Source organism: Streptomyces sp. NPDC002676 (genome assembly GCF_053592455.1).
Genome location: NZ_JBSFVT010000006.1, coordinates 442,947 through 469,298 on the forward strand (window position 1 = coordinate 442,947; position 26,352 = coordinate 469,298).

A 26,352-nucleotide genomic window follows, 5' to 3' on the forward strand; every position below is an offset into this window, starting at 1 on the left:
CCGGCATGGCCGCAGACCCCCGGTTCACAGTCCGAACTGCTCGATCAGCTGGCCCCGGTGCAGGCGCAGGGTGCGGTTGTCGGGGAGAATTTCCAGGATCTGGGCGCCGTCATAGTTGAGGAGCTGGGCCAGGGTCGCGGCGAAGCCAGGGGCTCGGGTGGCGGGCTGGCCGGCGCGTTCGGCCAGGGCGGTCATGGGCAGGGTGCCCGCTTCGACCAGCGCGGCCAGAGCCTTCGGCAGGACCGCCTTGTCGCGTGGCACACGGGCGAGCAGTGCCAGCTGTTCCTGGTACAGCTCGGTGGCCATGAGGCGATTCACCAGTGCGGTGGCAGGGTCCTCTGTTTGATCGGAGACGGGTACGGCCGCAGGCTTCACTACAGGGGCGACAGGTTCCTGTGGCGCGGAGGGTGCGACCTCGTCCTCGCCGAAGAGACTGATAGCGCCCTCTGTCACGGGCGGGGCTGACTTCTTGGCCTGCTTGCGGCTTGGGCGTGCAGCGGTGGCCTCGGGTGCCGCGATGGCATCGGCTCCGGCCTTCGTCTCGGCCTCGAGTCCGGTGGTGGCGTCGTTGTCCTGCTCCCACCATCCGGGCGTAAGGTCGCCCAGCTCCCGCCACCCCGTAGGTGGCTCCGCGCCGAACGGCAGTAGGGCGAGGAGGGGGATGGTGAACTCGGCGAGGGTTGCCCCGCCGTGGTAGCCCGCCTTGAGCGCGGTGTACCGGGCGTCGTGGTCCCGCAGCGCGACGATCCGCGATCCGGGCTCCGGCCAGACCACCCGTGGTCCGGACAGCTCAATTTCGGCCGGTGCGACGGGTCCGCCGGGGGCGCGGTGACGGGCCGACCCTATGGCGTCGGCGGCTGTGTCGATCTTGCTGCCGCGTCGCTCGACCACATGGCCGTGGTCGGAGGTGAGGAGCACGGTCATGTCGTTGGCGCGGGCGGCCCGCAGCAGCGGTTCCAGGCCGCCGATCTCCTTGATCTCCCAAGCGCCGTCGCCGAGCTTCTGCTCCTTGGCGAGCCGGTCGTCGACGGTGTTGAGGACGACCGCGACATGGGTGCGCTCGTCGGCGAGCGCTTCAGTCAGGGCGGTGGAGAAGGGCGAGCCGGTGTCGGGGCTGCGTAGATCGTCCTTGTGGAAGACAGCCGCAGGGGCCCCCTTCCAGCACGGGTGCTGGGGGAAGAGCCGCTTCTCGTCGTTCTGGTCGCCCTTCATCAGGGTGCCGGCGAACAGCGAGGTGCGGGAAACGGTGGTGAGAGTGGGCAGCGCAGCGGCCGCGGCGCGCCTCACCGGTGCTCCGGTCGCGCCCTGCAGCGGGTCGAACTCGGACCAGTGTGCGTGCAGTTCCTCACCCAGTTCGGCTGCGATCGCCGCACTCATTCCGTCGATGAGGAGGAGCAGGACCCGTCGGCCGGGACAGTCCACGACGGGTGCGACGACCCGGTCCAGGAAGCTTTCGACGGTGAGCATGGCGCCGGGGGTGGTGCCATCTGCGGTCCACACCGCGAGCCGCTCGGAGAACGCGCGGTCCAGCTCACGACGTTTGCTGCGCACCTGCTCGCCGATCCGGCTGTAGGCGTTGGCGAGTGCGTCATCTGCGTCGCCGCCCGCGTCCAGGTGTTCCAAGGCTCGGTCTACCCAGCCGAGTTCGCGGATCTGGCGGTCGGCGCCGTCTGCCACCGAGGCGATGTCGACTTCAGGCTGGGACGCCAGCCACCGCCGCAGCCGCGCTGCCATCCGTACCCGTTCGATACGGGCCTGGGTGGCGCCGTCGACGGCCAGGGCGTGTTCGGCCAGCGCGGTGATGGCAGCCGTGACCGTCTCGGGACCGCCGTCGGCGAGGGCGCGGCCCGCGGCGGTGAAGCGGGCATCGAGTCCGGCGGCGAGCAGCGGACTGGCAGCGGCGGCGGTCTGCGCCCCGAACTGTGTGACGAGCTGTGCGGCCCTGCTCAGGACCGGGTCGGCGAGCCGGTGTTCGCCCCGGTCGACGAGGCCGCGGACGTACGCCTCACCGCTTTGCCCGAAGGAGGTAAGGAGTCGGTCGAGGTCGTCGCCCTGGGCGGGGGGCTGGTCGCCGAGCCATCGCTCGGCGCGCCCGCGCGCCCGGTACAGGTCGTGGTCGGCCTCCGCGTGCCCCCACAGAGCCGCGCAGACGACCGCGTAGGCGGCTGCGTCCGCCCCGTGGTCGGCGTCTACCAGGGCGGTAATGATCTTTCCGGTGGAGCCGGCCTGCTCGGGTTCGGCGAGGAAGCGGGCCAGGCCGGCCCGTTCCGGTCCGCGCAGGTCGCGCAGGAGGTTGGGGCCGCCTGGGATGTGGGTCCACCGGAACAGGGTGATGGGGTCGATGCGGTCTCCGTCGTCGTGTGCGGCCGGCCCGCCCAGCGCGTCCGTGTCACGGCGGCCGAGCCGGAGCCGACGCCGGGCCAGCCGGGTGAGGGCCTCGTCTCGGGACAGCAGTCCTTTACCGAGGGAGGGCCAACCGCGGCTGGCCGCCGCGTCAAGGAGCGCTTCGGCCGCCCAGGTCTCCCTGCGCAGCCGCCCGTCGAGACCGCGCGCGTCGAACGCCTCCTGCACGACCTCCCAATTGTCGACGGACCGGATCCTTCCGCCGTAGACGCGGGCTAGCAGCCCGGGGTCCAGGTCGGTGTCCTCGCGGTCGGTGAGGACGACCAGGACTTTGGGGTCGGGAGGAGTCGGCGCGTCTAGGTGGCCCAGGATCTGCTCGTGCACGGCCAGCACCGAGGGCGCGACGACCACCCGCGCCTGCAGCCCGCCCGCCGTACGCTGCACGGCGGGCCCGTCCCAGACGGGAGCGGCTCGCAGCAGCAGTACGCGGACCGTGCCGTCACCGAGCCGACTGCGGGCGGCGAGGTACTGACGGACGGTTCCTGCCGACAGCCGGGCGGGGCCGGCGGTCGCGGGGGCTGTGGTGACCGTGTCGCACATCAGTCGACGACCTTCCAGGTGACCTCGACGGTGGCGTTCGGGTGCTCGGCCGCGAGCGCCGCGATCTCCGCCTGCAGTTCGGCGACGGCCCGGGCGGCGGTAGTCCGCCCGCCGCCGGAGCGGGCCACGGACCGGGACGGTGTGTGCGGCCCCGGCTGCTGCGGCGGCTCCGGCAGCACCTGCGGGTGGGCGGAGCCGCCGTTCAGGTCCACGCTGTCGGAGCTCGGCGGCGGAGTGGGCGACGGCTGGGGGCGCTCGGTCGTGCTCTGGCGAGACCTCAGCAGGGACAGCACTTCCCGGCTGCTGGCGTGCAGCACGCCCGGCAGGTCGGGGTAATCACCCGGGTCGCCAGCAGCAGCATCCCGCACCCGCTCCAGGACGGCCGCGCCGTCCACGCCGAGGGTGTCGGCCAGGCTCAGCTGGTCCCAGCTGGTGTTCTGCAGCGCGCTGGCGACCTTCCCTGAGCTCTTCAACGACATGCCGTACCGGTGTGCGGAAAAGTCGCCGAGAGGGAAGCGGGCGAGCCGGTCCACGACGGTCTTCGCCTCGATGCCCGCTTCCGTCACCTCCTTGACCAGTTCCTGCGCCCGCCGGGCAAGGACGAGGCGGGGGGAGTCGTCGTTCAGATGGAGGAAGTCGCGGTGCTTCTCCAGTTCCCCGACGAGCCGTCCGGCGTCCTGGCCGAGTGAGGCGGCGGCCTGCTTGATCTGTGCGGCGAACTGGTTGACGATCCGGCCGCGCCGCAGTTGCGGCGCCTGGTCGCCGAGCATGGTCTCGAACCGCTTGCGCGCCTCTGTCCAGTCGCTCTCCGTGGGCAGTTGCTGCTCGCGCAGGGCGTAGTCCGGCTTCAGCTCGTGCGGTGCGGGCGCGGGTTCGATGGGGACGCCGCCGCGCACCCATACCCGGTCGGTCATCTCCGCGTACGCGGCGGCGAGCAGCCGGCGCAGCGGCTCGGGCAGACCGCGCGGCTCGGGAAGGTCGCTCCAGTCGGAGAGCTTGACCAGGGTCGGCTCGGCGGTGCCGTTCCGGCGGGCTCGGTCGTTGAAGTGGTCGGACCAAGCGGTGGACTGCCGGTAGTACGCCTCCCGCATCGCGCCGAGCCCGAGACCGCCCGCGATCCGCGCCATGGTCTTGCGGTCCTTGGAGTCGACCTCGGTCTGGCCGTCACGGTTCTCGGCGGCCTTGCGGACATATTCGAAGACGGTCTTGATCTCGGCAGGCTTCACGGGCCTGCCAGTGCCGTCCGGGTCCAGGTCGGGATGGGCGGGGTACTGGTGGGCGAGCAGCTTTCCGGCCAGGTCGCGGGCGGCGGTATCCAACGTCGCGCCAAGCGGAAGCCGCAGCTCGGGCACGTCCTGCTGGGCGACCAGGTGGGTGTCGAAGCTGAGGTCGACGACCCCTTCCTGCTTCTGCGTGAGCCCGTACGCCTGCCGCAGCGCCTGGCTGACGCGCTCGGTGAGGACGAGGAGCTGCGACTGGAGCATGCCCTTGGCGCGCTCTTTGTCGTCGGCGTTGAGGCTGCGCGCGAAGTCGGAGTCGAAGCGGGTCTCGTCAGCGAGGGCTTTGTCGATGACGACGAGGCGCTCGAAGTCGCCGCGGGAAGCATCGGTCAGATGAGTGGGCAGCCAGGCCAGCGTGCGCGAGTCACCACCCGGCTTCTCCCGCAGCGCACGCAGCCGCTGCAGGTCATCCATCGGCCCGAACTCGCCCTCGTCGTAGGGGAAGTCGACAATGAGCCGCCAGGCGTCCTCCTGGCTGGGCCGCAGGGTCGCCTCGGGCAGCGAGTCGACATCGGCGACGTTACCGAAGACCACCTCGACCTGCCGTTCGGTGCCCTTCCACACCAGGTTGAGCACGTCGTACGCGTCGAAGCCGCCAGGCCCGTCGCTGACGCCGAGCGCCTCCTTGAGCAGGCCGCGCATCTTGGCACGCCGGTTGTTCTGGTTGTTGTGGACCTGGGCGTTGGCGAGGACGGCGTCCAGATCGACGCCGGTGAGCTCCAGGCGCACCACCGCACCCGGCCCGGTACCGGTCACCTTTATCTCGGGGAAGGTCGCCGCCCACTCCTTCGCCTTCTGCTCCAGCCGGCCGACCTCGGTCCCCGCGATGCGGGTAGTGATGGAGCCGTGGTTGAGGGCATGCAGCCGCGCCAGAGTGAGGTCGGCCAGCGCGGGCACACTGGGCGCGAGCGCAGACAGCAGCAGGGTCTGCAGCAGTCGGCTGTCACCGGTGAAGTCGCGGCAGCGGGCCGCAAGTTGCGCGTCGCCGAGGGTCTCGGGGCGGCGTCGGTACGCCTCGACCTGGTCCTCGGTGACCTGGTTGGTCTTCAGCAGGTACGGGCGCAGCTTGTCCCGGTACAGCTTGTCGGCAGCCTCGAAGTGAACACTGGTCTCCCCGCTGAACGCCTTGTCGCCGCCGCCCGCGATGGCCGGGTACAGATCGCCCAACGGCACAAGCTGCCCGAGCCGCCAGTCGTCGCGGTGATCGACGAGCAGCTGGCTCATCAGCTTCAGGCCGGTGCGGGAGCGCTGCAGGGCCGCGGAGATGTGTACCAGGGTATCCATGAACGCCGGCGGGAACGGGTACGTCCGCCTGAACGCGCCCTCGTCCGCGCCGGTGGTGGACTTGTCGTGGCCGAGCAGGGTGTCCCAGACATCCGGACCGAGCCTCTTGGCCTCGGCGAACGCAGCCTCCACCTTCGCCTCGGCCTCCGGGCTGGTGGGCTTGAGCAGGCGGGCCTGCGCGATCTGTGGGAGGTTGCGGTCCTCCAGGACGATCTTGTCGAAGCGCCCGCCGCTGAGCTTCAGACTGTCCTGGACGGCGGCCTCGGCGGCCCCTGACATCTCCTCGCCGACCAGCTCACGCAGGTCGCGCTGGCGGGCGATGAATGACACCACCGGGATGGCGCGCCGTTCGCCGCCGCCCTCCACAAAGTTCGTGATCTTGTCGGCTTCGCGGGAGACGAACTTCTGGTCGTGGATGCGGGAGGCCAGCCACAGGATCAGCTCGTCCATGAAGAGGACGAGCCCGTCGTAGCCGAGGGACTTGGCGTGCGCGGCGATGATGCCGAGCCCCTTGTCCAGCGAGACGAACCCGTCGGCATCCTCGGAGGCGTTACGTGAGAACGACGGGAACAGGGTCTGGGTGAGGTCCTGCACGAGTCGGGCCCGCAGTTCCCGCGGCGTGGAGGGGTTCTCCAGGTCGAGGTCCTTGGTGTTCTCGTGCTCCTCCGGCGCGTTCACCGCCTGATCCAGCAGTTCGGTGGTCCAGGCGAAGGAGTCGCCCCACTCGTCCTCCTGGCCGTCGCCGGCATCGGCGAGCTGCTCGATCACCCGCTCGTCGCCGTTCCGGCGGCGCTGCTCGGCGAAGTCCTCGAAGAGCCCGTCGGTCCGGTAGACCTGCGGCAGCGGGCAGCCGGGGTGGAGTTTCCGTACGTGCTCGACGTACTTGCCGAGCACACGCTGCTCCAGCGACTTGGAGCCCAGCATGTGGTAAGGCACCAGCAGGAACTTGCGGTCGTCCGCATCCAGCCAGGCGTGCCGGGCTCGCACGGGGTCGAGGTCGCGGCGCGCCCGGGCGGCTTGGTTCCGCGACAGCAGCGCGTAGAGCACTGCCATGAAGTGCGACTTACCGGAACCGAACGAGCCGTGTAGATAGGCAGCCTTCGACGAGCGGCTGTCCAGCGCGGACTTGATCAGGTCGAGGGCTTCGTCGAAGTTGCCGAGCAGCCGGTCGGTGACGACGTAGTCCTTCAGCGCCGCTTCGGCCCCCTCGGGCGTGACCGCTTCGTTCAGCTTCAACACGAAGTCGGAGGTGGACACCGACTCCGGGATGTCGATCAACTCCCGAAGCAGCGGCCGGTCCTCGGGACGAGGATTGTTCCTGTTCATGAACGCCATGGTGTGTCTGCTCCTCGCCCTGCTCAGGCGGACTCTGCGCCGCTGACGGCAACGGTGACGGTGTCCGTGTCGGCGTCCGCGATGGACGTCTGGATGGCGGATTTCGAGCTCGCGCGCTTCTTCGGCGCGCCGGATCCACGGCTGGCGGCGGACGGACGCCAGGCCCGCAGCGCATCGTCGGTCAGCCCGAGCTCACCCTGCTTCTGCTGCCTAAAAGCCAGAATCTCGGCAGCCGGCGACGCCCCGAACTCCGGGTCGTATTCGCTATACCACTGCTCCAGCCACGGCTGCAGCTCAAGCAGCCCGGCCAGGTAAGGCACGAGGTCGTCGTCGCTGAGCCCAGCCTGCTGGATGTACGAGGCGAGCGCGAGGGCTTGCTCCAGGTGATCCCAGCCGGCCCACCCGTACAGCTCCGGCGACTGCGCGCTTACCGTGCCATACGACACGAACCGCTCCTTGGGCACGTCGAGCTTGCCGCGCGCTCGCCAGAAGCTGTGCTTCGGGAAGTCCGCTGAGGTGTACTTCGGCGGCAAGGGTGTCCGCTGACGGACTTTCCGCTTGGCGGGCTCGTCGGGCGCCGCGTCCTCCTCTCGCTGCAACTCCCAAACCTGCTCCCAGTCGGCGCGCTTCCTCAGCCCGGTCGGCTTGTACCGCAGTGCAGACAGGAACGGCACGTGCTCCTCGGACAGGAGCTCCCGTACGGTTTTTACGAGATCCTGCCGGGGCGCGTACAACTCGGCGACCGACGCGAAGTCCTCGTCGGCAGACAGGTTCTCGGCGAGGCGGGCGAGGGTGGTGACGGTGGGGTTGCCGCTAGCATCAAACCAGTACGCGCGATCCTCGACCCGGTTGAGGAGCCAGGACTTCAGCGCATTCTGCCGCATCGTGTCCCAGCCATCGGTGGCCCAGCGCCGCTTGTACTCGGGACGCTCCACCATGCCGATGGCGCGGTTCGACTCGATGGCCTCGATCCGCCTCTGCACGACCGCCCGATAGTTGGCGGGCCAGTGCTCGGGGATTTCCGTGATCGGGGTGGACCCGAGGCGCTTGAACCATTCGTCGCTGGCCTCGCCGGCGGCGGCTCGGCGAGCCAGCACGATCTCGAAGGCTCTCTCACCTAGGGCGAGTTCGGGCACGGCGGAGGCATCGGCCAGGCGCAGATCCTCGGAGTGCAGGTCGTAGAGGGAGTAGACCTGCCAGTCCAGCTCCTCCTGGAGGGCGATCATCCGGGCACGGGCGGAATTGTACTGGGCTTGGGTATTTCGGAGAGCAGAGGCGGTGGGGACGGTTGCGGTAGCGAGGGCGGCGGGGGTCGCCGCAGAGAGCTGCCGGGCGAGAGCGTCCAGCTCAGTGGCGAGGGCGGTGGGGTATTCAGCGGGGAGTGGGAACTCCTGGAGTTTCGTGCTGGTGAACTCGTACCTTTCCATGAATTGGGCCGGTGTCCATCGGTTGCCACCCCCGCTGTTGTTGTCAGCCCCCGCCTTGTTCTGGCTTACCATCTGCATCCAGTATCCGGCAGTGGAGCTATTGAGCAGCCCAAGTAGCTGCACATGCTCCTCCTCCGTCGCACCCTTCTGCAACTTGATCACAGGAGCGGACTGCTTGAATACTTTGCCGCCTCGGTCCAGGGCAAAATGATTGTGTGTGGCCACGAAAGCAAAGGAGATTCCCAGCGGGACGGAGTATCGTTCCGGGTGCCAGCGGCTCCACTCATACCATGTGAGCCCAATTTCCTCATGCGTTCCCCCTGGCTCCCGTCGCTCACGCAGCATTGTGCGATGAACCCAGAGGTGGCGTGAAATATCGGCTGAAAGCTCGGCTTTGAGGTCACTTCTGCGATATGGAAATACTGACTCCGTGGTAACTGAGATCTCCCAATCCCGAACGGAGTCGCCTTCGGCAAGTGGGGTGATGTGTTCAGGGCTTACTCCGAAACGCGACCAAGTCCCAACTGGGCTGAAATACGCGGCGTCGTTACCTGTATGTGTATACCGTCCAATCGAGCGGCACAATTCGCCCAAACGCCTCGCTTTTGCTTCCTCGAGATTCCCGAGCATCTCTTGTCCACCGTCTGCGAGCACCCAAGGCTGTTTGGCGAAGTATCGGTTGCGATCGAGGTCCCCGACGGAAACCCACTGACTGACAGATCCCGGTTCCTCGATCTGCTGGACGATTGCTGTCCACACCAGTCCTTCCTCAGCATTGAACGGTGCCGAGGGCTCGCCCTGAACGCTGCGTACAGTTCGGATCGTCGCTTGTCGCTTAGATCCTTCCCTCGGTCGTCCGACGAGGATCACCGTCGGTGTCCCGTGCCCCGGGATGTATGCTCCCGACGTGTCGATCACTTCGGTGAGTTCGACTTTGTGGGCGAAATACTCCTCGATGAGCTTGGTGCCGAACTCCCGCTTCATAAAGGAGTTCGCTGTGATCTGGCCGACCATGCCGTAGCCGTTTCCGGCGCTTCCGCCCTGTCTAGCCAATTCGAAAAACCGCTGGGCGAAAGGCACGGATAGCGCGTACTGCAGTTTGCAAGCGCTGTATAGATCCTTGTACAGCTGGTTGAGCTGCTTGTCCTTGACCGTGATGTATGGCGGGTTGCCCACCACCACGTGGTAGCGCCCCTGCACTAGGATGCCGGGATACTCGTGCACGTCCTCTGTTGCGTACGAGAAGTCAGCGAGCGGGTCACCGGCTGCGCTGCCGTCCTCCCCCTCAAGGGTGAGCCCCAACTGCAGCTCCAGTTGCCGGTCCTTGATGAGCGAGTCGCCCACCGCGAGCTGGATGGGCCACTCGTAGCGCCGCGCCTCTTCGAAGGTGCGCATGCCGCTCGCGGCCATCGCCGCGACCAGGAGCCGGAAACGGGCCACTGCGACTGCGAACGGGTTGAGGTCCACCCCGTGGACCGAGTTCAGGGCCGCTCGCACCCGCTCGTAAGCGTCAATCTCGGGCCGCTGCTCAGCCCACATCCGCACAAGCCGCCGGAATGCGCCGAGCACGAAGTGGCCGGACCCGCAGGTCGGGTCGATCATCTTCAGCTCTTCGAAGCCGAACTCCCGCACTGCCGGGGTCATCGTCCGGTCGAGGATGAACTCCTCCACGAACTCCGGCGTCTGCAGCAGCGCGTACGTCTTGCGGGCCGCCTCGCTTAGATCCTGGTACAGGTCGCCCAGGAATCGGGTGTCCCAGCCCTCGGTGCCGTCCTCGCTCAGCGGGTCACTGAAGTCGTGCACGAGGACCGGCCTGCCCTCGCCTTCGTTCCCGTTGCCCGCGTCGGTGCGCTGCTCCCGCCAGAACGCGAGCAACGCGCCTGCGCCATCGTGCGAAAGCGGGATCTGGTAGAGCGGGTTGTGGTCGCGGTCGAAGAGCAGCCGCCCGGCTTGCCCGGCGCCCAGTTCGGCGAACGCTGTCTCCAGCCATCCGCGATATGTCGGGTTGGTGTCCTTCTCCAGGTACTCCTCGAACCGCGCCTGGGCGGTCTCCCGCCCTGCCACGTCGGGGGAGGTGATGTAGGGCTCGGCGATCAACCGGTTGTCCTCGCTAAACCGCACGAAGACCGTGCCGAGCACCCAGGCCACCGCGACCTGGGTGATCCGCTCGCCGAGCCAGGCGTTCCACGTCGCCGACGTACGGCCCAGCTTCCGGGCCTGCTCATACTCGCCGCGCAGCCGCGTTCCGACCTCGGGGACGGCTTTGACCTGCTGTTCCAGATCGGTCTCTGCCGCCTTGACCTGCTTCTGCAGGTCGGCGAGGAGGCTCTGGCGGTCGATCACGAACGGCTCCTGAGGAAAAAGGCGAAGGGACTGAAGAAGATCGGGTTAGGAGGAGGGGCGGGTCAGGCGTCCGGCTCGAGGTGTTTGCGCGCGACCCAGGCGTCAGGCACAACGATCCACTCGTCGAACCCCGCCTGGTACGGAACACTCTGCCCGGCCAACCGCGGCGCCCGTGCCGGATCGGACTGGGCGACGAGCAGCCACAGCGGGCTGCCGCCCTGCCGAGCCTCCTCCGCGAGGCGCCCGAGCAGGTCGAGCGCGTCGTAGCGGGCCAGCACCGCAGTGTCGGTAAGCAAAAGCGGACCATCGGCCTCCGCCAGCCGCTCCCGCAGCCGCGGCTCGATCCGCCCCCACGCCTTGTCGGTGCGTATGCGCAGCTGCTGATGGGCCCGGCTGCCCGGCTCGGCGGCGTCCGCCTTGAGGACGGTCTCCCAGGTCGGACGGGCAGCCTCGCCCACGACACCGCGCAGTTCGGCCACGAACAGTCCGGTCACCGACACCGGCCGAGCCCCGTACGGCTCGCCGGCCAGCCGCCGCACCGCGTCCTCGGCCCGCCGCTGGGGCACGGTCAGGACCCGGAAGCCGTCCTGCCGCGCCGAGTGCATAAGTCGCTGCTCAGCCTTGACGGCAGCGGCGACGGCCGCGTCCGCGTCGTACTGGGTTGGGGCGGAGCGGCGAGCCGCCGAGGCACCCCAGCTCGCCGAGGTCAGCCCAGCCGTGGCGTCCCCGGAGGGGCGATCCGGGATGAGCCGGAGCACCTTGTCGTAGCGGGTGGCCAGTTTCAGGTCGAAGCCGGCCTGCTTCAGGGCGCGGACCAAGGCGCTGCCCGTGGGCAGCTCGCGCGACGCCAGCGGATCGGTGCCCAGGTCGGGGAAGCGGGTGGCGACCCGCTTGTGCAGCGCGTCCACCGTCAGGCCCGGCTGCCGCTCCTCCTCGACGCCCGGCTGCACGGCGACCACGCCGGCCTGGGTGATCCGCAGCGCACGCACCAGGTCCAGGTCGCGCGGGTAGATCTCCAACCGCGGGGTGAGCGCGGCCCGGGTGGAGGCGGCGACCGCGATCTCGGCCGTGCGCCGCTCGTCCCAGCCCAGGCTGCCCGGTGGCCGTCGCACCGCGTCCAGCTCGGTGAGGACCGTGCTCGCCGTCGGCAGGGACTCAAGCGCCGCGAGCCGGTCGGCCCGCATGCCCAGGTTCAGCGCGTACTCCTGCAGGGCGGGCAGCGCCGGGGTGTCCGGGCCGTCCACGTCCTCCCGGACATCCAGGGCGAGCAGGCCGAGTACCGGATCGGCGCCCTTGGGCATGCGGGCGTGGAAGTAGCGGAAGAGCGGCGGGGACTCGTTGTCGTAACTCTCTCGTTCGACCACCGCACGCAGCAGCGACAGGGCGAGTGCACGCCGGTCGCGCCGCTCCACGTGCTGGGTGCCGCGCCGGGCGATGAGGGCGTCGGCGAGCTCGATCACCGGGGCCACCCGGCCGCGCTCAGCCAGAAGCTCCACCACCTGCTCACGCAGCAGCCCCAGGGCCGCGTCCTTGTACCAGCGCTCGCGCGCCTTCTTCACGATCTGCGGGATCCGGCCCGCGGTCAGGCCCACCGCATCGGCGACGTCCCGCTGCCGGACCCAGGCCAGGCCCCCGGGCAGCGTCCCTGTCTCATCGGGCAGCCGCAGCAGCAGCCGGATTGCTTCGCGCTCCTTGGCATTGGAGCGGGCACTACCGCTGGATGGCTTCGGTACGAGACGGGCGGCGAGGGCGTCCAGGCTCAGGCCGCCCAGCACCTGCGGGTCGGCGCCGTCCCCGTCGGCGGCGACCGACTCTGCGACCGCCCGCTCCAGGTCGGAGAGCTCCTGGCCCGCCGCCTTGCGGGCCTCCGCGCTGAGTGGCGCGGGAGCCGCCTTGCCCAGGCGTGCGTTCCACTCTTTCTGCCGGCGCTGGATCTCCTCCCGGGTGCGCGAGCCCATGCCCGGCGCGGTGAGGAACTTCTTCGCCGAGTATTCCAAGACGTCCCCGACGGTGTTCAGCCCCATCGCGAACAGCTGCGACTGCGCTGCGACCGTCAGACCCGCCACCGACAGCGGCGTGTTCCGGTCGGCGCGCTCGGCCTGCTGGTCGCGGACCTGCTCGGCAGAGACGTCGTCGTCCTCCCGCCCGATCCGCGGCTGCGCCGCCGACCCGGCAACCGCGTCGGTGCCGCCCTTCGCCCCGCGCCCCGACTTCTCACCGTGACCGGTGCTCGGCGCCGTGGTCTGCTGTGCGTCCAGGAAGATCCGCTGCCAGGCACGCTCCATCGGCTTGAGATCCGGGAAGCGGTCCTTCACATCTCGGGCCAGCGCCTTACGGAAGAACGCCACCAGGCCGTCCCGGACGGCCGGCTCAAAGGCGTCTGCCGCCAGCTGCGGGTACGGCCATTCCTTCGCATCCGTCTGCCGGGCCGTGACCGAGCCGTCACCCCAGCGGGGCAGCTCGTTCGACGCCATCTCATGCAGCGTCACGGCCAGCGCATACCGCTCGGCGTGCCCGTCGTACGAGCCGCGCGTGATGACGCCCACGAACGGGTCGAGATAGCCCTCGGTGCCCGCCTCGATCTCCTTCGCCGGGTACCCGGCGAGCGAGAAGTCGATCAGCACCAGCTGACGGGTGCCGTTGGGGCGGACCCGGATCGCGATGTTGTCCGGCTTCAGATCCCGGTGCCAGATCCCCTCCGCCTCCAAGTGCTCCACAGCACCGAAGAGGTACTTCCCGTACGCCTCCAGCTGGTCCATGCCCAAGCGGCCGTTGTCCCGCAGCTGGCGGGCAACGGTGTCCTCCCTGCGGCGCGGCCCCTTACTCGCACTGCCGTCCTCGTCCTTCAGCTCCCGGCTGTCGCCCACGTACTCCAGGACAAGGACCCGGCGCCCAGCCAATGTCAGGGGCTGCGGCTCGTACAGCGAAATGATGCTGGAGTCCCTGTGGATCCGGCCCAGGACCTCCGCCTCACGATCCAGGACAGCATGCTTGGCCTCGCTCAGCGCGACCTTCAGCACTGCCACCGGCAGGCTGCCGCTGCGCCGAGGCTCGCCCTCCAGATCCCGCACCAGGAAGGCCCGCGCGGTCGAGCCTGTACCGAGGCGGCGCACGACCTCCCAGCGTCCGGCCAGCACGTCCCCGGCCACGGCCTCCAGCGGGTCCTTCTCCGGCTCGGATCTTTCCTCGCCCACGCCTGCGGGTGAACCGCCGTCCCCGCCCGCGACTGCAGCCGCATCCCCGCCGCCCGGGACCTCCTCGACGAATGCCTGCTCGACGTACTCCAGCATCTCCAGGAAGTCGTCGACCGTGGACAGACGCCGACCCGGTTCGTACGCGGTGGAAGCCTCCACCAGATCGTCGATGTCCGGATTGAGACCGTCGACGAGCGCGCTGGGACGCAGACTCTCGCCGGCCTCCAGACGTGCCATGACCTCGCTCTGGCTCGCGCCAGGCGCTTGCCCGGTCACCAGCAGATAGGTGAGCACGCCGAGCCCGTACACATCGAGGCGCACCGGATCGGCCTTCGGAATCCTCAGCTCCGGAGCCAGATAGGGATCAGCCTGCTCGGCGACATGGAACCCCGTCACGTTAGTCGGAGCCAGGGTCAGCGGCCGGCCGCGGCTGGAGCTTTGCCCAGTGGCGATCTGCCAATCCGCGATCTGCGTCCACGGACGCAGCCAGCGCTGCTCCTCGCCAAGCTCCCGCCCGATTGGACCGCGGTCGCGCGGAATCACATGCACCGCGTGCGCCGACAGCGTGCGGTGGTGGACCCGCCGGGAGTGCGCGGAGCGCACCGTCTCGGCAAGCTGCCGCACCAGCGCGAGGCGCCCCTGCAGATCGAGACCCTCACCGTGCTGGACCAGGTAATCGTCCAGGCGCAGCGTCTCCGGGTGGTAGTCGAAGAGGATCGCGGGCCCGGCGGGATGCCCCGACGGCAGATAATTCTTCAGCTGTACCGCACCGGGATGACGAAAACGGCTGAGTACCGATGCCTCGCGGGCGGCGGCACGCTCCACCGAGCGCCGCTCGTCGTCGGAGGCACCACGTTCACGGAGGAAGACCCGCACCCGTGCCAGATCGTGCAGCTGGGAATGGCGTCCCAGATAGTCGGCCCAGGACGGCCCGGAGTCGAACGCCTTCGCCTCTAGGAGGTAGGAGCCCACCTCGTACTGGCGGCGGATCGGTGCGATACGGAGCTTTTTCAGGGCTGCATCGACAAAGCGGGATGCCTCGGCTGTGATCTGGTAGCGGGCGTCTCCCGGCGGCACGGCCAGCATCTCCACCAGCTGCTTGACCGTGAACACGCCGTTCATGTCGGCAGCCGGAAGGTTCACCTGAAGCTTGTCGTCCGTGAAGCAGACAGCCTCACCCACCCAGATCTTCGTTCGGTGCGCGGGCCGACCGGAGACGCCGTTGATCAGGCCCGACAGCTCCTTGGCCTTCCGGTTCGCCAGGTGCAGCGGATTGCCGTGCCGACGGCTGGTCCCGCTGGGCGTGGTCTGCACCCAGTCGTTGCCGCCGCCGTGGACCGAGCCGTGCCAGTCCTTCAACTCGACCAGGAAGACCCCGGCCGGCGCTACCACCAGAAGATCGACCTCACGGACGTGCCCGCTGTTCGCGGTGAACATGAAGTTCGTCCAGGCACGCCACGGCTCCTCATCTGGCAGACGTCGGCGGATCGCCTCAAGACCACGGCGCTCGTGCTCATACTCGGACTCGGTGACCGTCGTCCACCGGTCTTCCAGCATGCGGCTCCCCGTCCGTGTCTGTAAGCCTGCCGTAGTTCCTGCCGCTGCGTTCAGGAAGCACAGCTCAACCCTCGGACCGAATCCTAAAGGGTGTCACTGACATCAAGAGCGGCCTGAGCGTGCTACGACCGAGGCCGCGGAATCCCAGACCCGGCGTTGATGGAACGGGGCAGAGTGCGCCGCGAACGAATGTGCGCGGGATCGCCGGTTTTACCAACCGGCGATCCCGCGCTACGTTGCCGCGCTCGTGTGCGCCAATGATCAGCGTGAACGGCTGACGGCTGGGTCGGCCGTAAACATGGGCGTGGCCGGGGGACTGGTAGCGAGGCTGGTCCTGTGTTCGCGGCCCGCAGGCTGTGCCTGGTGCGTGCCGGTCTCGTGGGCGAGGGTTTCGGCGAGGCCGGCCAGCAGTGAACTCGGGGTGTGCGGGGACGCGGTGATGGCCCAGGTGGGCCGGTCCGGTCCGGGGCCGGCCCAGACGGTCCAGGTGGCCAGGTTCTGATTCGGGTGTTGTGCTGTGAAGGCGTCGAACTGGACGCCCACGTTCCCGTCGGGGGATGTCCAGCGGATCCATCGCCCGTCCACGGTGTGCTTCCATCCGGCGTCGGAGAGCGGCTGGGTGGCCGCGGTGACCATCTTCTCGTCCACCGGGACGCCGGTGGTCGTGTCCCAGCCGTCGCCGTCAGCGAGGTGGGTGAGCAGATCCTGCAGCACCGGGGCGGGGGTGGCGCCGGTCGCGGTGAGGACCCACATGCGGTCGGAGACGGGCGTCTCATAGGCCGCTACGGTCCAGGCGGTCTCGTGGGCCGGGGTCTCGTGGACGCGCTCGATGCGCAGGGTCTGCGACTCGTGGATGGCGTGGGTCGTGTCATCTGACCAGGTCCGCCACTTCTCGAACTCGCCGTGCCTGTCGAGGAAGGAGTCGAGGAGGGCGTCGTGGTTGCCGGCATCGGCCAGGTAGACGGGGACAGTCTCCGGCTCCGGGCGGTGAGGCCCGGGTTTCGCTGCACCGAGGTCCAAGGTGGCGCGGGCCTCGACGGCGGCGCGCTCGGCGTCGGTCAGAGGTGCCGGACCGGGGCGCATGTCGGTGCCGTGGACCTTCTCGAAGGCGAGCAGGGCCTGAGTGGGTGAGTCGAAGGTGTCGGCGACCTGGCGCAGGTGGTCCTCGCCGTGGAGGTAGACGGACTTGCCGCCCCGGTGGAGGTACGTGCCTACCGCGACGGTGGTGTGGCCGTCGTGGGCGTGTGCGTGGATGAGGAGATGGCCGTGGCGGATGTCGTCGTGGATCTTCTGCGCCTGGTTGGAGACCTCGCGGATCTCGCTGCGGGTGCACCACGGCATCGGATAGTTCGCCCAGGTCCATTCCTCGTCCATGGCCTCCCGGAGTCGAGGGGTGATTTCGACGGTGATGCCGTCGGCGGACAGGTGCTTGGCTGCGTCCCTGGCCCAGTAGGGCTCCTCGTGGTCGATGCGGGCCAGGACCAGGACGTTGTCGGCTGCGACGGTCCAGTCGGCTGCCTCCAGAGCCATGAGAGCAATGCGGGCCTGACTGCCGGTCAGGACGGCGGTCACGGCGCTGGGATGGGTGGGGTGGGTGTCGAGGCGGACGTGGGCGTCGATAGGGGGAGTCACGTGGGGGTGTCGTCTCTTCTGCCGGTGGCCGGGCCTTCGGGTCCGGCCACCGGCGTGTGCGGGGTGCTATCGGGTTGCTCGCGCGGCGCGGGCGGCGTGAGCGGCCGTCGTGGTCGGCGGACCGGCGCGAGTGGCAGGTGCCGGCCGCGGCCGTGGTGGCGGGACAGTTCCGGTGGCGTGCTGCCAGCGGGTGCGCACGGCCCTGATGTCGGCGAGGGAGCGGCGGGCGCCGACCACAAGCTGGAACGGGGTGTTCGCCGGGTCTCCTGCGTACGCCGAGATGCGCCGGCCGGCGTGGTCGGCGGTGGCTAGGAGGGAGCGCTGCAGGGCGCGTTCGGCCCAGTGCTCCACGGATCCGGCCGGTTCGGCCAGCAGGCGGAGCACCTTGCTGGGTTCACTCGCGTTGTCGAGCAGGCCGCGCTGTTGGGCTTCCCATAGGACGGTGACGGGGTCGACGGGCTCGCGGCGGCGGGCCAGGGCGGTCAGGCATTGCCACAGGCCGGCGTGCAGGGGCCGGGTCAGGTCGTCGGGGAGCAGCCACCGGACGGACTCGATGTCGGCGGGGTGGGCGGTGGCGGTCGCGAGGAGCAGCTGCTCCTCCTCGGCTGCCTCGGTGTGGTCGGTGGTGATGGCCGGCGGCGGTGCCGCGGTGCGGGGGAGCACTCCGGCGCGCGGCGGGAAGCGGCTCGTGATGTCGTCCACGACCGCGGCGAGCGCGTCGGCCTCGGCGAGCACTGTCTCGACTGGGTGCGGGAGGGACGCGTCGTTGACAATCTGGGTGAGGCGTTCGGCGGCCGTCTGCAGGCGCCGGCGGGCGTGTTCGGCCTCGACCATCCTGGCGTAGGCCGGTGCATGGCGGGGCCAGGGGCAGACCTGGACGAGGGTGTGCAGGTAGGAGGCGGTCAGTCCGCGCGCCTGCTCGCGCCCCGTGGCGAGCACTTGGTCGAGCCACTTGGTGTTCTTCGCGTGCTCGGCGGGGTCGGGCGGAGGCAAGGTGCTGATGGCGGCGAACAGGGCAGCGTGCGCGGGGGTGGAGAAGGAGTCGGCGGCGATGCCGGTCACGTCGCTGAGACGGTGTGGATCCAGGAGAAGGGCGCCGAGGAGGGCCTGTTCGACGTGGAATACCGGCTGCGGCGGTGCGATGGCGTCGAGGTCGTCTTCTTCGGGTTCGGGGACGTGGGGCATCAGGCTGCGAGGGTGAAGTCGTCGGGGTCGAGGGTGACGCCGAGGTGCGGGGCGAGGAGGTGGCCGGCGAGCAACGGGGGCACGGCGTTGCCGATCTGGGAGAACTGCTGGCCCTTGTTGCCGGCCCAGGGGTAATCGGCGGGGAAGGTCTGCAGGAGGCCGGCCTCGCGGGCGGTGATCCGGATCGGCTCCGGCACCGCCGACGTGTCCGTGTCGTCGGTCGGAGGCGAGGCTGGTTCGGCGACCCAGGTGCACTCGTTCGCGCGGTGCCCGAAGAACAGCGTGCCCGCCGGCTCGGACAGCGGGCGGACGGTGGCGTTGGCCTGGTTGTTGCTGCGCAGGGACCAGGACCAGCGGTGGGCATCGGCGGTGAACGTCGGCGCCGGAGCGTCGGCGGCACGGTTCTGCCGTGCGCCGTGCCGTGCCTTCCAGCCAGTTCCTTCGCGGCGGGACTGCAGGAGAACACCGTCCGGCCTGGGCATCCAGGTGCCGCGCTCCCGGGCGTCGGAGAGCGACTTGCGGGAGCCCGAAGGGAACGGTTCGGGTCCGCCGCCGGGCCCGCCGCCGGCGCAGACGGTGGGAACGGGCCGGTCAGTCGCGCCCCATCCCAGGGCCTCTGCCATGCTGACCCAGCGGGCGCGGCCCGGACCGAACAGCGAGTCAGGCTCGGCGACCTGGGCGTGCGTGGGGGCGGGAGGCTGTGCCGTACGGACCCGGGAGGCGAGCAGGATCGCTCGCCTGCGCGTCTGTGGAACGCCGAAGTCGGCGGCGTTGAGGATCCCGTACCAGACCGAGAACCCCCAGGACCGCAGAACGGCCGCGTACTGCTTCCACAGCGGCAGGACCTCCGGCACTTCCTCCATCGCGACCCACTCGGGCTCGCCGACCGTGTTCAGGGCATGCAGGTAGCGCATCGGCTCGGCCGCGAGTAGGGAGCGCTCATCGCGGCAGGCGGCGAGGAGGCGCTCGCGGGTGTCGCGTCCGGCGGCGAGGTCCTCCACTGCCGTGTGCACCAGCGGCTGGTCGAGCAGGCCGAGGCGTTTGCCGGCCATGCTCCATCCCTGGCACGGCGGGGAGGCGATCAGCCCGCGCGTGCGGCCGAGGAAGGGCCACGTCGGATACATGGCCACGTCGGTCCGGATCGTCAACTGCCCGGCGGCCACTCGCGTCTTGCAGGCCCATTCGTCCCATTCCAGGCCGACGTCGCGCACACCGAAGACGCCCAGTGCCCTGCTCCAGCCGCCCGGCCCCGCGAAGAGGTCGAGTATCACGTGGCCAGCCCGAAGTCGTCGCGGGTGAGAACGTCCGTGTCCCCGCGGCACGCCCAGGGGGAGCAGCCGTCCACGACGCCGTTCTCCAGCGCGTCGGCTTCGTCCGCGTCTATGCGCAGTGCTGCCCGTTCGGCGGCGGTGACGTGGTCGATCGGCGCCTGGCTCAGCGGGACGCGGGAGCGGTGCAGGAACGCCTCGCCGAGCAGTCGGCTGCCCGAGGCGTTGGCGCGGGCATTGCCTTGCCGGATGGCCGCATCGAATTCGACGACGTCCGCCCACTCGGAAGGGGATGTGTCCCTGATGTGCCTCCACTGCGCATTTCCGTGGAACGGGCATCCCAGGCAGCTCGATTTCGGTGTCTTCGCCAGCCCGAGCGAGGTCAGGTAACGAACGCAGTCCGCTCTGCTCCAGCCAAGGTCCAGGAGTGGATGCCGGTTGCGCATGTATTTCACGTCGGCGTCTTTGGCGCGGTGGAACTCGTCGGTGGAGATCCCCACCCACTGCTCAACGAACACGCCCTTGGGTATGCGCGAGGGGTAGGGGTGTCCGAGGAGTTCGCGTACCTTCTGCTTTATTGGTTTCACCTTGTATTCGCCGGTGCACTGCCTGCGGGTCATGCCGGGCCGCCCGTCCTTGTTCAGGATGTGCAGGGGCATGGAGGCGAAGCGGTGGTCCGGATTTAGGGCGTCGCTGCGAATGTTTCCGGCTGAGACGCGGAGGACCGGTATGCCGGCGGGCTTGGCTATCTCCTGTTCCAGTCGGTCCAGGTGAGCGTAAACGGCTTTGGGTTCCCATCCGGTGTCGGCGAATATCGCGTAGTCGACCTTCGGGAGGATCCCTTCGGCGGAAAGGGCGAGCAGGGTGCTGGACTGAACTCCCGCGCCCAGGGAAAGGGCACGGAATTGAGGCTGATCTGAAATGGTCTGTCCTGGAGATGGGGAAAATGGGGGCGCGCCCTCAATGAGGCTGGTGCGTCAGCCGGCTGGGCGGGATTAGCCGGTCGCGGTGTATGGCGTGGTGGAGGGTGGGGATGCGGTCGAGGAGGTCGGTGGCCGACTCGATGAACTGCTGTGGTGAGGGGCGGATGAGGATGGCCGGCCCCTTCGTGGCGTTGGCTCGGCGGCGTTGGTTCTCCACGGCGCGGGCGAGGGCTGCGGTCAGTTCGGCGCTTGCGTCCTGGGCGGCCTTGGCGATCTGCGCGATGTGGTCGAGGAGCAGCAGCTTCCCGGCCGTGGTGTGCGGCGTGTGCTGGGCGAGGTCGAGGAACAGCCGCAGGGCGGCGCTGGCGAGGTCTTGGGCGTCGTTGATCCGCGCGGCCAGTGCGTGCGCGTGGCCGATGGCGTTGGTGCGCAGGGCTCGGTGCAGGACAAGGGCGTCGGCCACGATCCGGTCGAGGGCCTCGGTCAGGGTGGAGCGATCAGAGCGATCAGGCACGGGTCTCCGTGAGGGTGGTCGGGTGCAGGGCTCGGGCGAACGCGGCCGTCAGGTCCGGGGCTTGGGCAGGGTCGGTGGCCAGGGCGCGAACGACGGGGGTGCCGATGACGACGGCGTCCACCAGCGGGGCGACGCGTGCGGCGAGGGCTGGGGTGGAGATCCCGACTCCCGAGACCACGGGCAGTGGGCTCGCGGCGCGTAGGCGCTGGGTGAAGTCGGCGAGTCCGGGGATGTCGAGCGGGCCTCGGTAGCCGGTGGGGGCCGTGGTGGCGGGTGCGTAGAGCCATCCGGAGGCGCCGGCGACCGCGGCCGGGAGGAGGGGGTCAGGGGTGGTGCGCGGGATGAGGTGTGGGGTGCGAAGGCCCGTCGCTCGTGCGATTTTGTGCCAGCGGGCCGTTTGGTGGGCGGGCAGGTCGACGATCATCACGCCGGCGGCGCCGGCGTCGGCGAACAGGCGGGCCACGTACGCGGGGCCGTGGCGGCTCACGGGCTCCCAGTAGGTCATGACAACGGTCGGCCGGAGGCTGGCGGCGTGTTCGACGGCGCGCACGGCGTGGTCGAGGGCGTTTCCGCTGCGCAGGGCGCGGTGGTAGGCGGTCTGAATGACGGGGCCGTCGAGGCGGCGTCCTCGGTGGGCAGGCCGACCTCGAACAGGTCGGCACCTGCCTGCGCGAGCTGGTCGAGGTGCTGGCGCTGTGCGGTTGCCGGGTACAGGCCGGCGGGGACGAACACGCCCAGCGCACGGGGTCCTTGGGTGAGGCGGGTGTGGAGGGGATCGGCGGTGGCCAGGTTGGAGCCTGCCTTTCCCGGCGGGTGGGCTGTCGCCGGAGGTCAGCGGCGGCGCCCGGCCGGTGGAGTCGTGGGCGCGGGTGGGCTGGCGGTGTGGCGCGGTTGCGCGGCAGGCGGCACGGCCGCGGCGGGCTGGCTGCTGAAGGCGGGGGCGACGGCGTCGAGGGTCTTGGTGACCTGCTCGGCCTGGTCGTGGGCGTCCCGGAGCTGCTCGGCGACGCTGTCGGGGAGCCGGTCCCATTGGGCCTGGTACTGGTAGCGCTGGATGATCTCGGTGGCGTTGCGTAGCTGCTCGGCGAGCTGTTGCAGGATCGCGGTCTGCTGCTCGGGGGCGGTCGCGGTGTGAGTGGCCTGCAGGAGCGCGTCCAGGGCGGTGGGCAGCGGATCGTCGTCCGTGGGAAGGCCGTAGAGGCGGGCGTGCAGTGCTTGGGCGAAGACCGTCACGGGGCCGCCGCAGGAGCCGTGATCGTACTTGGCTGCCGCCTGTCGGCGGACGCTGAAACTGACGGCCATGTCACGGGGAGCAGCGCCGGGGCGGATCTGGTCGGCAAGCGCGCAGGCGAGGTCATGCGCGCTCGGGGTGTCGGATGACGTGGCAAGACTCCAAGAGGGAAAGCGGTCAACGGCTGGAGTGCGAAGGTGTGTACCGCCGCGCGCCCTTGGCCGCGGCTCGACGATCGTTCACACCCCGACCCCCCGCGTGGGGTCAGCGGGTGCGACGGCGGGCCGCAGGCGTGGTCGGTGAGCCGGGGGCGGCAGCTGACGGGCGGCGGGGAGCGGGAGGGATGTCGGACGGCGTGGGGATGCCGAGGTCGACGCGGACACTGAGACCGTGGGTGTAGGCGTGGGTTTCGGCAGCTGTCACAGCGCCGAGCAGGCGGCGCTCGTCTAGTCCGTCCGGCGGCCGATAGGAAGAGCCGTTCGGGGTGAAGCCGTGCCGTTCCAAGAGGGAACGGGCGGCGGCGGTCCTGGCCGTCACCGCCACGGTGCCGTCACAGAAGTGGAAACGAATCTCCGGATCGGCGACGGGACTGCCGGGGCTCCAGCGGGTCGTCCAGCAGAGATCGATCAGGTCGTGGGTGTGGGCCAGGAGCCCGTACATGGCGACCCCGGCGCGATCGTGCGCGTCCTGGGCAGTGCCCGGGGGGAGCAGGTAGAGCGTGCGGCCGAGGTGCTCGCGGGCGAGGTACCCGGCCTCGGTCAGCAGCCGGTCGGCATCGTGGATGCGGCGGTTGATGATGACGAAGGTGTGCCCGTCGTCGATGGACCCGATGAACACATCGGGGATGTCCAAAGGAGACACGGTGGTCCAGGGGATCGGGGAACGGGATCTGGTGGCTGTTTCAGCGGGCCCGGCGAGCCTGCACGTGGTGGTACCGCGCCTGCCGAGCGGGACGGCCGCGGTGATGACCGCGTCCAGCGCTGCTGACGGACGTCATGTCGTCGCGTTCGTGGGATGCATAGGTGCCGATGAGCGTGTCTTGTCAGGGCGCTTGCCACAGTGTGCGAGCGATCTGCGAGGTTCCGCGGTCCGTCCGCGGCCGGGACGGCGTGTGCCAGCCCGGCCTTGGAGGACGGTGGGCCAGGACGCGCCACCCCGCGCCGCGCAGCGAGGCTCCGCTCTCCCCTGCCTGCGTATAGGTGATCAGCCGCCGGTATCCGAGCGCTTTGGCCGCTCTCCAAGCAGCTCCGTAGGGCAGGGAGTTGGCGTTGCGTGTGCCGTCACTGGCGGTGCGGGTGACTTCGAGGGTGGTGCCGTCGTCCAAGTGGCGGGCGACAGGGCGGCCGACCACGGCCACGGCGCGCAGGATGTTGGGCTCGTCGGCGGCACCGAGGGAGAAGATCTGTCCGGCGGGCGGCGGGTGGTGCCGGTGCCAGAGGCGGACGAACTCCTTGGCGTCCCGAGAGCGGACGGGCACCAGGTGCAGGCGCGATTCGCTCACGCGGCGGGCCCGAAGTCGGACTGGACCGGTGCGTGCTTGGCGATGGCCCGGGCGGTGATCGCCTTGGATGCGCGGTCGGACGCCGCGGACAGTTCTGCCGCGCCGGGCTCTTGGTACCACGGGCGCAGGTCGAGCATGGCGGCGCGCAGACCGGTGGCGAAGCAGAGGGCCGTGCCCTTGGGCAGGGCGCGGATCTCGTCGGCGGGAAGGATCCGCTGCTGTCGCATCGACACCGAGGTCGACTTGCCGGACTCGGAGTGCGAGGTCGAGGTGGTCTCGACGTCGTGGTCGCCGATCAGGCGGGACAGCTTGTCCGCGAAGTCGGGGTCGTCGATACCGGAGCCGATGACCTTGACGGTAGAGGCGGACCACATGGCGTCCATGCCGGCGTCCCCCCAGACCTTCTGGCCCTGGCGGTAGGACTGCAGGATCGTGATCGGGATGATGCCGCGCGACCCGAGGTGCGAGTACAGGTCCGGAAGGTCCGAGATCTTGCACACGTTGGCGGCCTCGTCGAGGATCGCGAGCATGGGCGGGTCGAGGCGTCCTCCGGCGCGTTCGGCCTGGGCGGTCGCGGCCCGCATCACCGAGTCGGCGCACGCCGCGATCAGCGCCGAGGCTCCGCCTCCGCCGTCCTTGCTGAGCAGGAAGAGGGTGTCGGTGGAGGTGACGAACTCGGACGGCCTGAACTCGGGGACGTTCTTCTGCGGGGTGACCCAGGCGGCGATCTCGCTGTTGAGCAGCGCGGCGGCGTACTGGCGGGCGGTCTCGTAGATGCCGTCCCGGGTTTCCGGCGGTCCTTCCACGGTGCCCTTGAGCTGGGCGGCGACGGCGGTGAAGTCGTGGTCGCGGAGGATGTCGAGCGGGGTGCGGTCGGCGGGGAAGGCCAGCCACTGCATGACGTCGGTGATCGGCCGCTCGTCCAGGGCCGCGGCGAGGAAGAGCTGGGCGAGGATGTTGGATCCGGCCTTGGACCAGAAGTCGCCCTGCTGGGAGGCGTCCACGGAGGCGGCGAGGAAGTGGCCGGCCAGCCGCCCGGCGCCATCCAACGTTTTGGCGTCCGCCAAGGGGTTCCACCACATCTCGCGTGCGGCGTGCGCGATCTGCTGCGGGTCCATCGACCACACCCATCCCACCGCGGCGCGGGCGTCGTAGGTGGCGGTGAACGCATCGCCGGCGGCCTTGTTCGAGGTCAGCAGGACCGGGCCGGGCGCGGCGAGGATGGAGGGGATCGCGAGCGAGGTGGTCTTGCCCGAGCGGGGCGCCATGATGGCGACGGCCACGTCCTCGTAGCCCATACGCACCTCGTGCTTGGTGTTCTGCAGGTTGCCGAGGAGGATGCCGGTGTCCCGGGCCTCGATGTGCTTGGCGTCCTTCAGGCTCGGGCGCAGGGAACGGGCCTTGTCGGTGATCGCCTTGGCCATCAGCGGTTCGATGTCCCGGGCCTTGGCCATGCCGGTGATCTTCTTCTTCCGGCCGCCGCTGCGGTTCTTGTGCCGGGCCCACAGGATGCCCGCTGTTGTCCCGAGGGCCAGGAGGAGGAGAACGGGAACGATGCGTGCCCCGATCAGCAGGGATGTTTCTCCCGCGTGGGGCCAGAGGCGCTGGGGGTGGAGCAGGGCGGTGGTCGGCTGGTACGGCGCCCAGCCGCCTCCGGTGAGGTAGGCGGTGATGTTGCCGGACAGCCAGGCGAGGTGGGACAGGGGGACGACGACGGCTGCGACTCCGATCAGGAGGCGCAGGACGATGTCGTACCCGTCGGTGGAACTGTTGGAGGAGGTGGGGGGCAAAGAGTTACGTGCCTTCCGGGCGGGGGCGGGGCATTCAGCGGCTGCGGCTGTTCCTGGCCGGCGGCGGGCGCGGCGGGCCTGGAGTTGCCGGCGGGACGTCGCTGAAGGCGGCGATGAGTTCGACCGGGATGCGGGCGCCGAAACTCGCGTACCAGGCGGGCCGGTCCGCCTCCGCCGCATGGTTGAGGGTCCACCACTGTCCGTCGGGGTCGGGTTCCAGGCGCAGGAGGGCCTTCTGGTTCGCGCTGGAGAGCAGGACGCGGGGCATCAGGGGGTCGTTGCCGTGGCTCCAGCCGCAGGCACGGTGCAGGGGGACGGTGATCCAGGCGGGGGCACCGCCGCCGACCAGGTGGCGCGGCGTGATGAAGTCGACCTCGACGGTCTCGGGAGTCGGGGGCGTGCTCACTTCCGTGCCGTAGCTCGCCGGTCGGGCGCGGTGGCCGGGGCCGGTGTCGGTGTGGGAGCCAGGGGTGAAGGGGCTTTACGGGCGGCCGTGTTGATCTCGCGGAGCGCCTTGCCGTGGGTGGCCCAGTCGTCGAGGTAGCTCCACGATTCGGCGTGATGTGCGGCGAGTGCGTCGTCGAAGTCCGGGGTGCCGGGCTTGGCGGTGGCGGGGAGGGCGTCGCGGGTGACCAGCCATTGCTCGTGCAGTTCGTCGAGTCGGTCGAGTGCGTCGCGCAGGACGCCCAGCTGGTAGACCCAGCGGCTCTGCACGTTGGTCTCCGGCAGGTGGGCCAGTTGCGTTTCGGCCGTGGCCAGCAGGTGACGGACGCCGTACCGGAGCGGCTCGAATGCCTCGGCGGTGTCGGCGTCGCGCTGGCTCGCGCGCCTTCCGTAGGCGTGGTCGTCGTAGGGCCATCCGTCGAGGTCGGTGTGCTCGTCGGAGTAGGCGTCCCAGGCGTCGAGGATCTTCTTGCTGTCGCTCACGTAATGGTCGAGGTGACG

Annotated in this window: 16 protein-coding genes; all 16 read right to left on the minus strand. The window is 69.8% G+C overall.

Going from position 1 to position 26,352, the window contains the following annotated elements; all coding sequences use genetic code 11:
• Positions 1 to 24: 24 nt before the first annotated feature.
• The 16 genes from pglZ to ACWD3E_RS20550 all read right to left on the minus strand — a co-directional run bounded on the left by pglZ (position 25) and on the right by ACWD3E_RS20550 (position 26,334).
• Positions 25 to 2,943, minus strand: coding sequence for a BREX-2 system phosphatase PglZ (gene pglZ, locus ACWD3E_RS20475; RefSeq protein ID WP_451388952.1), 2,919 nt, complete (start codon positions 2,941 to 2,943; stop codon positions 25 to 27).
• The gene (gene pglY / locus ACWD3E_RS20480) at positions 2,943 to 6,842 is read right to left on the minus strand and encodes a BREX-2 system ATPase PglY (RefSeq protein WP_451388953.1); all 3,900 of its coding nucleotides are present in this window, start codon (positions 6,840 to 6,842) and stop codon (positions 2,943 to 2,945) included. The genes pglZ and pglY overlap by 1 nt, the downstream gene beginning before the upstream one ends.
• A gap of 23 nt (positions 6,843 to 6,865) precedes the next feature.
• Complete coding sequence (pglX, locus tag ACWD3E_RS20485) at positions 6,866 to 10,612, minus strand: BREX-2 system adenine-specific DNA-methyltransferase PglX (RefSeq protein ID WP_451388954.1); 3,747 nt, start codon at positions 10,610 to 10,612, stop codon at positions 6,866 to 6,868.
• 62 nt (positions 10,613 to 10,674) lie between these two features.
• Positions 10,675 to 15,363, minus strand: a complete 4,689-nt coding sequence (gene pglW / locus ACWD3E_RS20490; protein ID WP_451388955.1) for a BREX system serine/threonine kinase PglW — start codon at positions 15,361 to 15,363, stop codon at positions 10,675 to 10,677.
• A gap of 261 nt (positions 15,364 to 15,624) precedes the next feature.
• Positions 15,625 to 16,995, minus strand: a complete 1,371-nt coding sequence (locus ACWD3E_RS20495) for a DUF317 domain-containing protein (RefSeq protein ID WP_451388956.1) — start codon at positions 16,993 to 16,995, stop codon at positions 15,625 to 15,627.
• 66 nt (positions 16,996 to 17,061) lie between these two features.
• Positions 17,062 to 18,180 (minus strand): DnaB-like helicase N-terminal domain-containing protein, encoded by a 1,119-nt coding sequence (locus tag ACWD3E_RS20500; protein ID WP_058082609.1) that lies wholly within the window; start codon positions 18,178 to 18,180, stop codon positions 17,062 to 17,064.
• Positions 18,180 to 19,451: a DNA cytosine methyltransferase gene (locus tag ACWD3E_RS20505; protein ID WP_451388957.1), complete on the minus strand. Its 1,272-nt coding sequence runs from the start codon at positions 19,449 to 19,451 to the stop codon at positions 18,180 to 18,182. Before ACWD3E_RS20505 ends, ACWD3E_RS20500 begins: the two co-directional genes overlap by 1 nt.
• A complete protein-coding gene (locus ACWD3E_RS20510) occupies positions 19,448 to 20,311 on the minus strand; it encodes an adenine nucleotide alpha hydrolase family protein (protein ID WP_203349165.1) in 864 nt (287 codons plus the stop codon). The genes ACWD3E_RS20505 and ACWD3E_RS20510 overlap by 4 nt, the downstream gene beginning before the upstream one ends.
• A gap of 97 nt (positions 20,312 to 20,408) precedes the next feature.
• Positions 20,409 to 20,885: a hypothetical protein gene (locus tag ACWD3E_RS20515; protein WP_058082611.1), complete on the minus strand. Its 477-nt coding sequence runs from the start codon at positions 20,883 to 20,885 to the stop codon at positions 20,409 to 20,411.
• Positions 20,878 to 21,720, minus strand: coding sequence for a tryptophan synthase subunit alpha (locus ACWD3E_RS20520; protein WP_451388995.1), 843 nt, complete (start codon positions 21,718 to 21,720; stop codon positions 20,878 to 20,880). Before ACWD3E_RS20520 ends, ACWD3E_RS20515 begins: the two co-directional genes overlap by 8 nt.
• Positions 21,717 to 22,187 (minus strand): hypothetical protein, encoded by a 471-nt coding sequence (locus ACWD3E_RS20525; RefSeq protein WP_451388958.1) that lies wholly within the window; start codon positions 22,185 to 22,187, stop codon positions 21,717 to 21,719. Before ACWD3E_RS20525 ends, ACWD3E_RS20520 begins: the two co-directional genes overlap by 4 nt.
• Before the next feature lie 193 nt (positions 22,188 to 22,380).
• Complete coding sequence (locus tag ACWD3E_RS20530; RefSeq protein ID WP_451388959.1) at positions 22,381 to 22,968, minus strand: hypothetical protein; 588 nt, start codon at positions 22,966 to 22,968, stop codon at positions 22,381 to 22,383.
• A gap of 190 nt (positions 22,969 to 23,158) precedes the next feature.
• Positions 23,159 to 23,617 carry an XF1762 family protein gene (locus tag ACWD3E_RS20535; RefSeq protein WP_451388960.1) on the minus strand — a complete coding sequence of 153 codons (459 nt, stop codon included), beginning with the start codon at positions 23,615 to 23,617 and terminating at the stop codon, positions 23,159 to 23,161.
• Positions 23,614 to 25,407 carry a type IV secretory system conjugative DNA transfer family protein gene (locus ACWD3E_RS20540; RefSeq protein ID WP_451388961.1) on the minus strand — a complete coding sequence of 598 codons (1,794 nt, stop codon included), beginning with the start codon at positions 25,405 to 25,407 and terminating at the stop codon, positions 23,614 to 23,616. The genes ACWD3E_RS20535 and ACWD3E_RS20540 overlap by 4 nt, the downstream gene beginning before the upstream one ends.
• A 34-nt stretch (positions 25,408 to 25,441) precedes the next feature.
• A complete protein-coding gene (locus ACWD3E_RS20545) occupies positions 25,442 to 25,813 on the minus strand; it encodes a DUF317 domain-containing protein (RefSeq protein ID WP_451388962.1) in 372 nt (123 codons plus the stop codon).
• Positions 25,810 to 26,334, minus strand: coding sequence for a hypothetical protein (locus ACWD3E_RS20550; protein ID WP_361292677.1), 525 nt, complete (start codon positions 26,332 to 26,334; stop codon positions 25,810 to 25,812). Before ACWD3E_RS20550 ends, ACWD3E_RS20545 begins: the two co-directional genes overlap by 4 nt.
• Between the last annotated feature and the right edge of the window lie 18 nt (positions 26,335 to 26,352).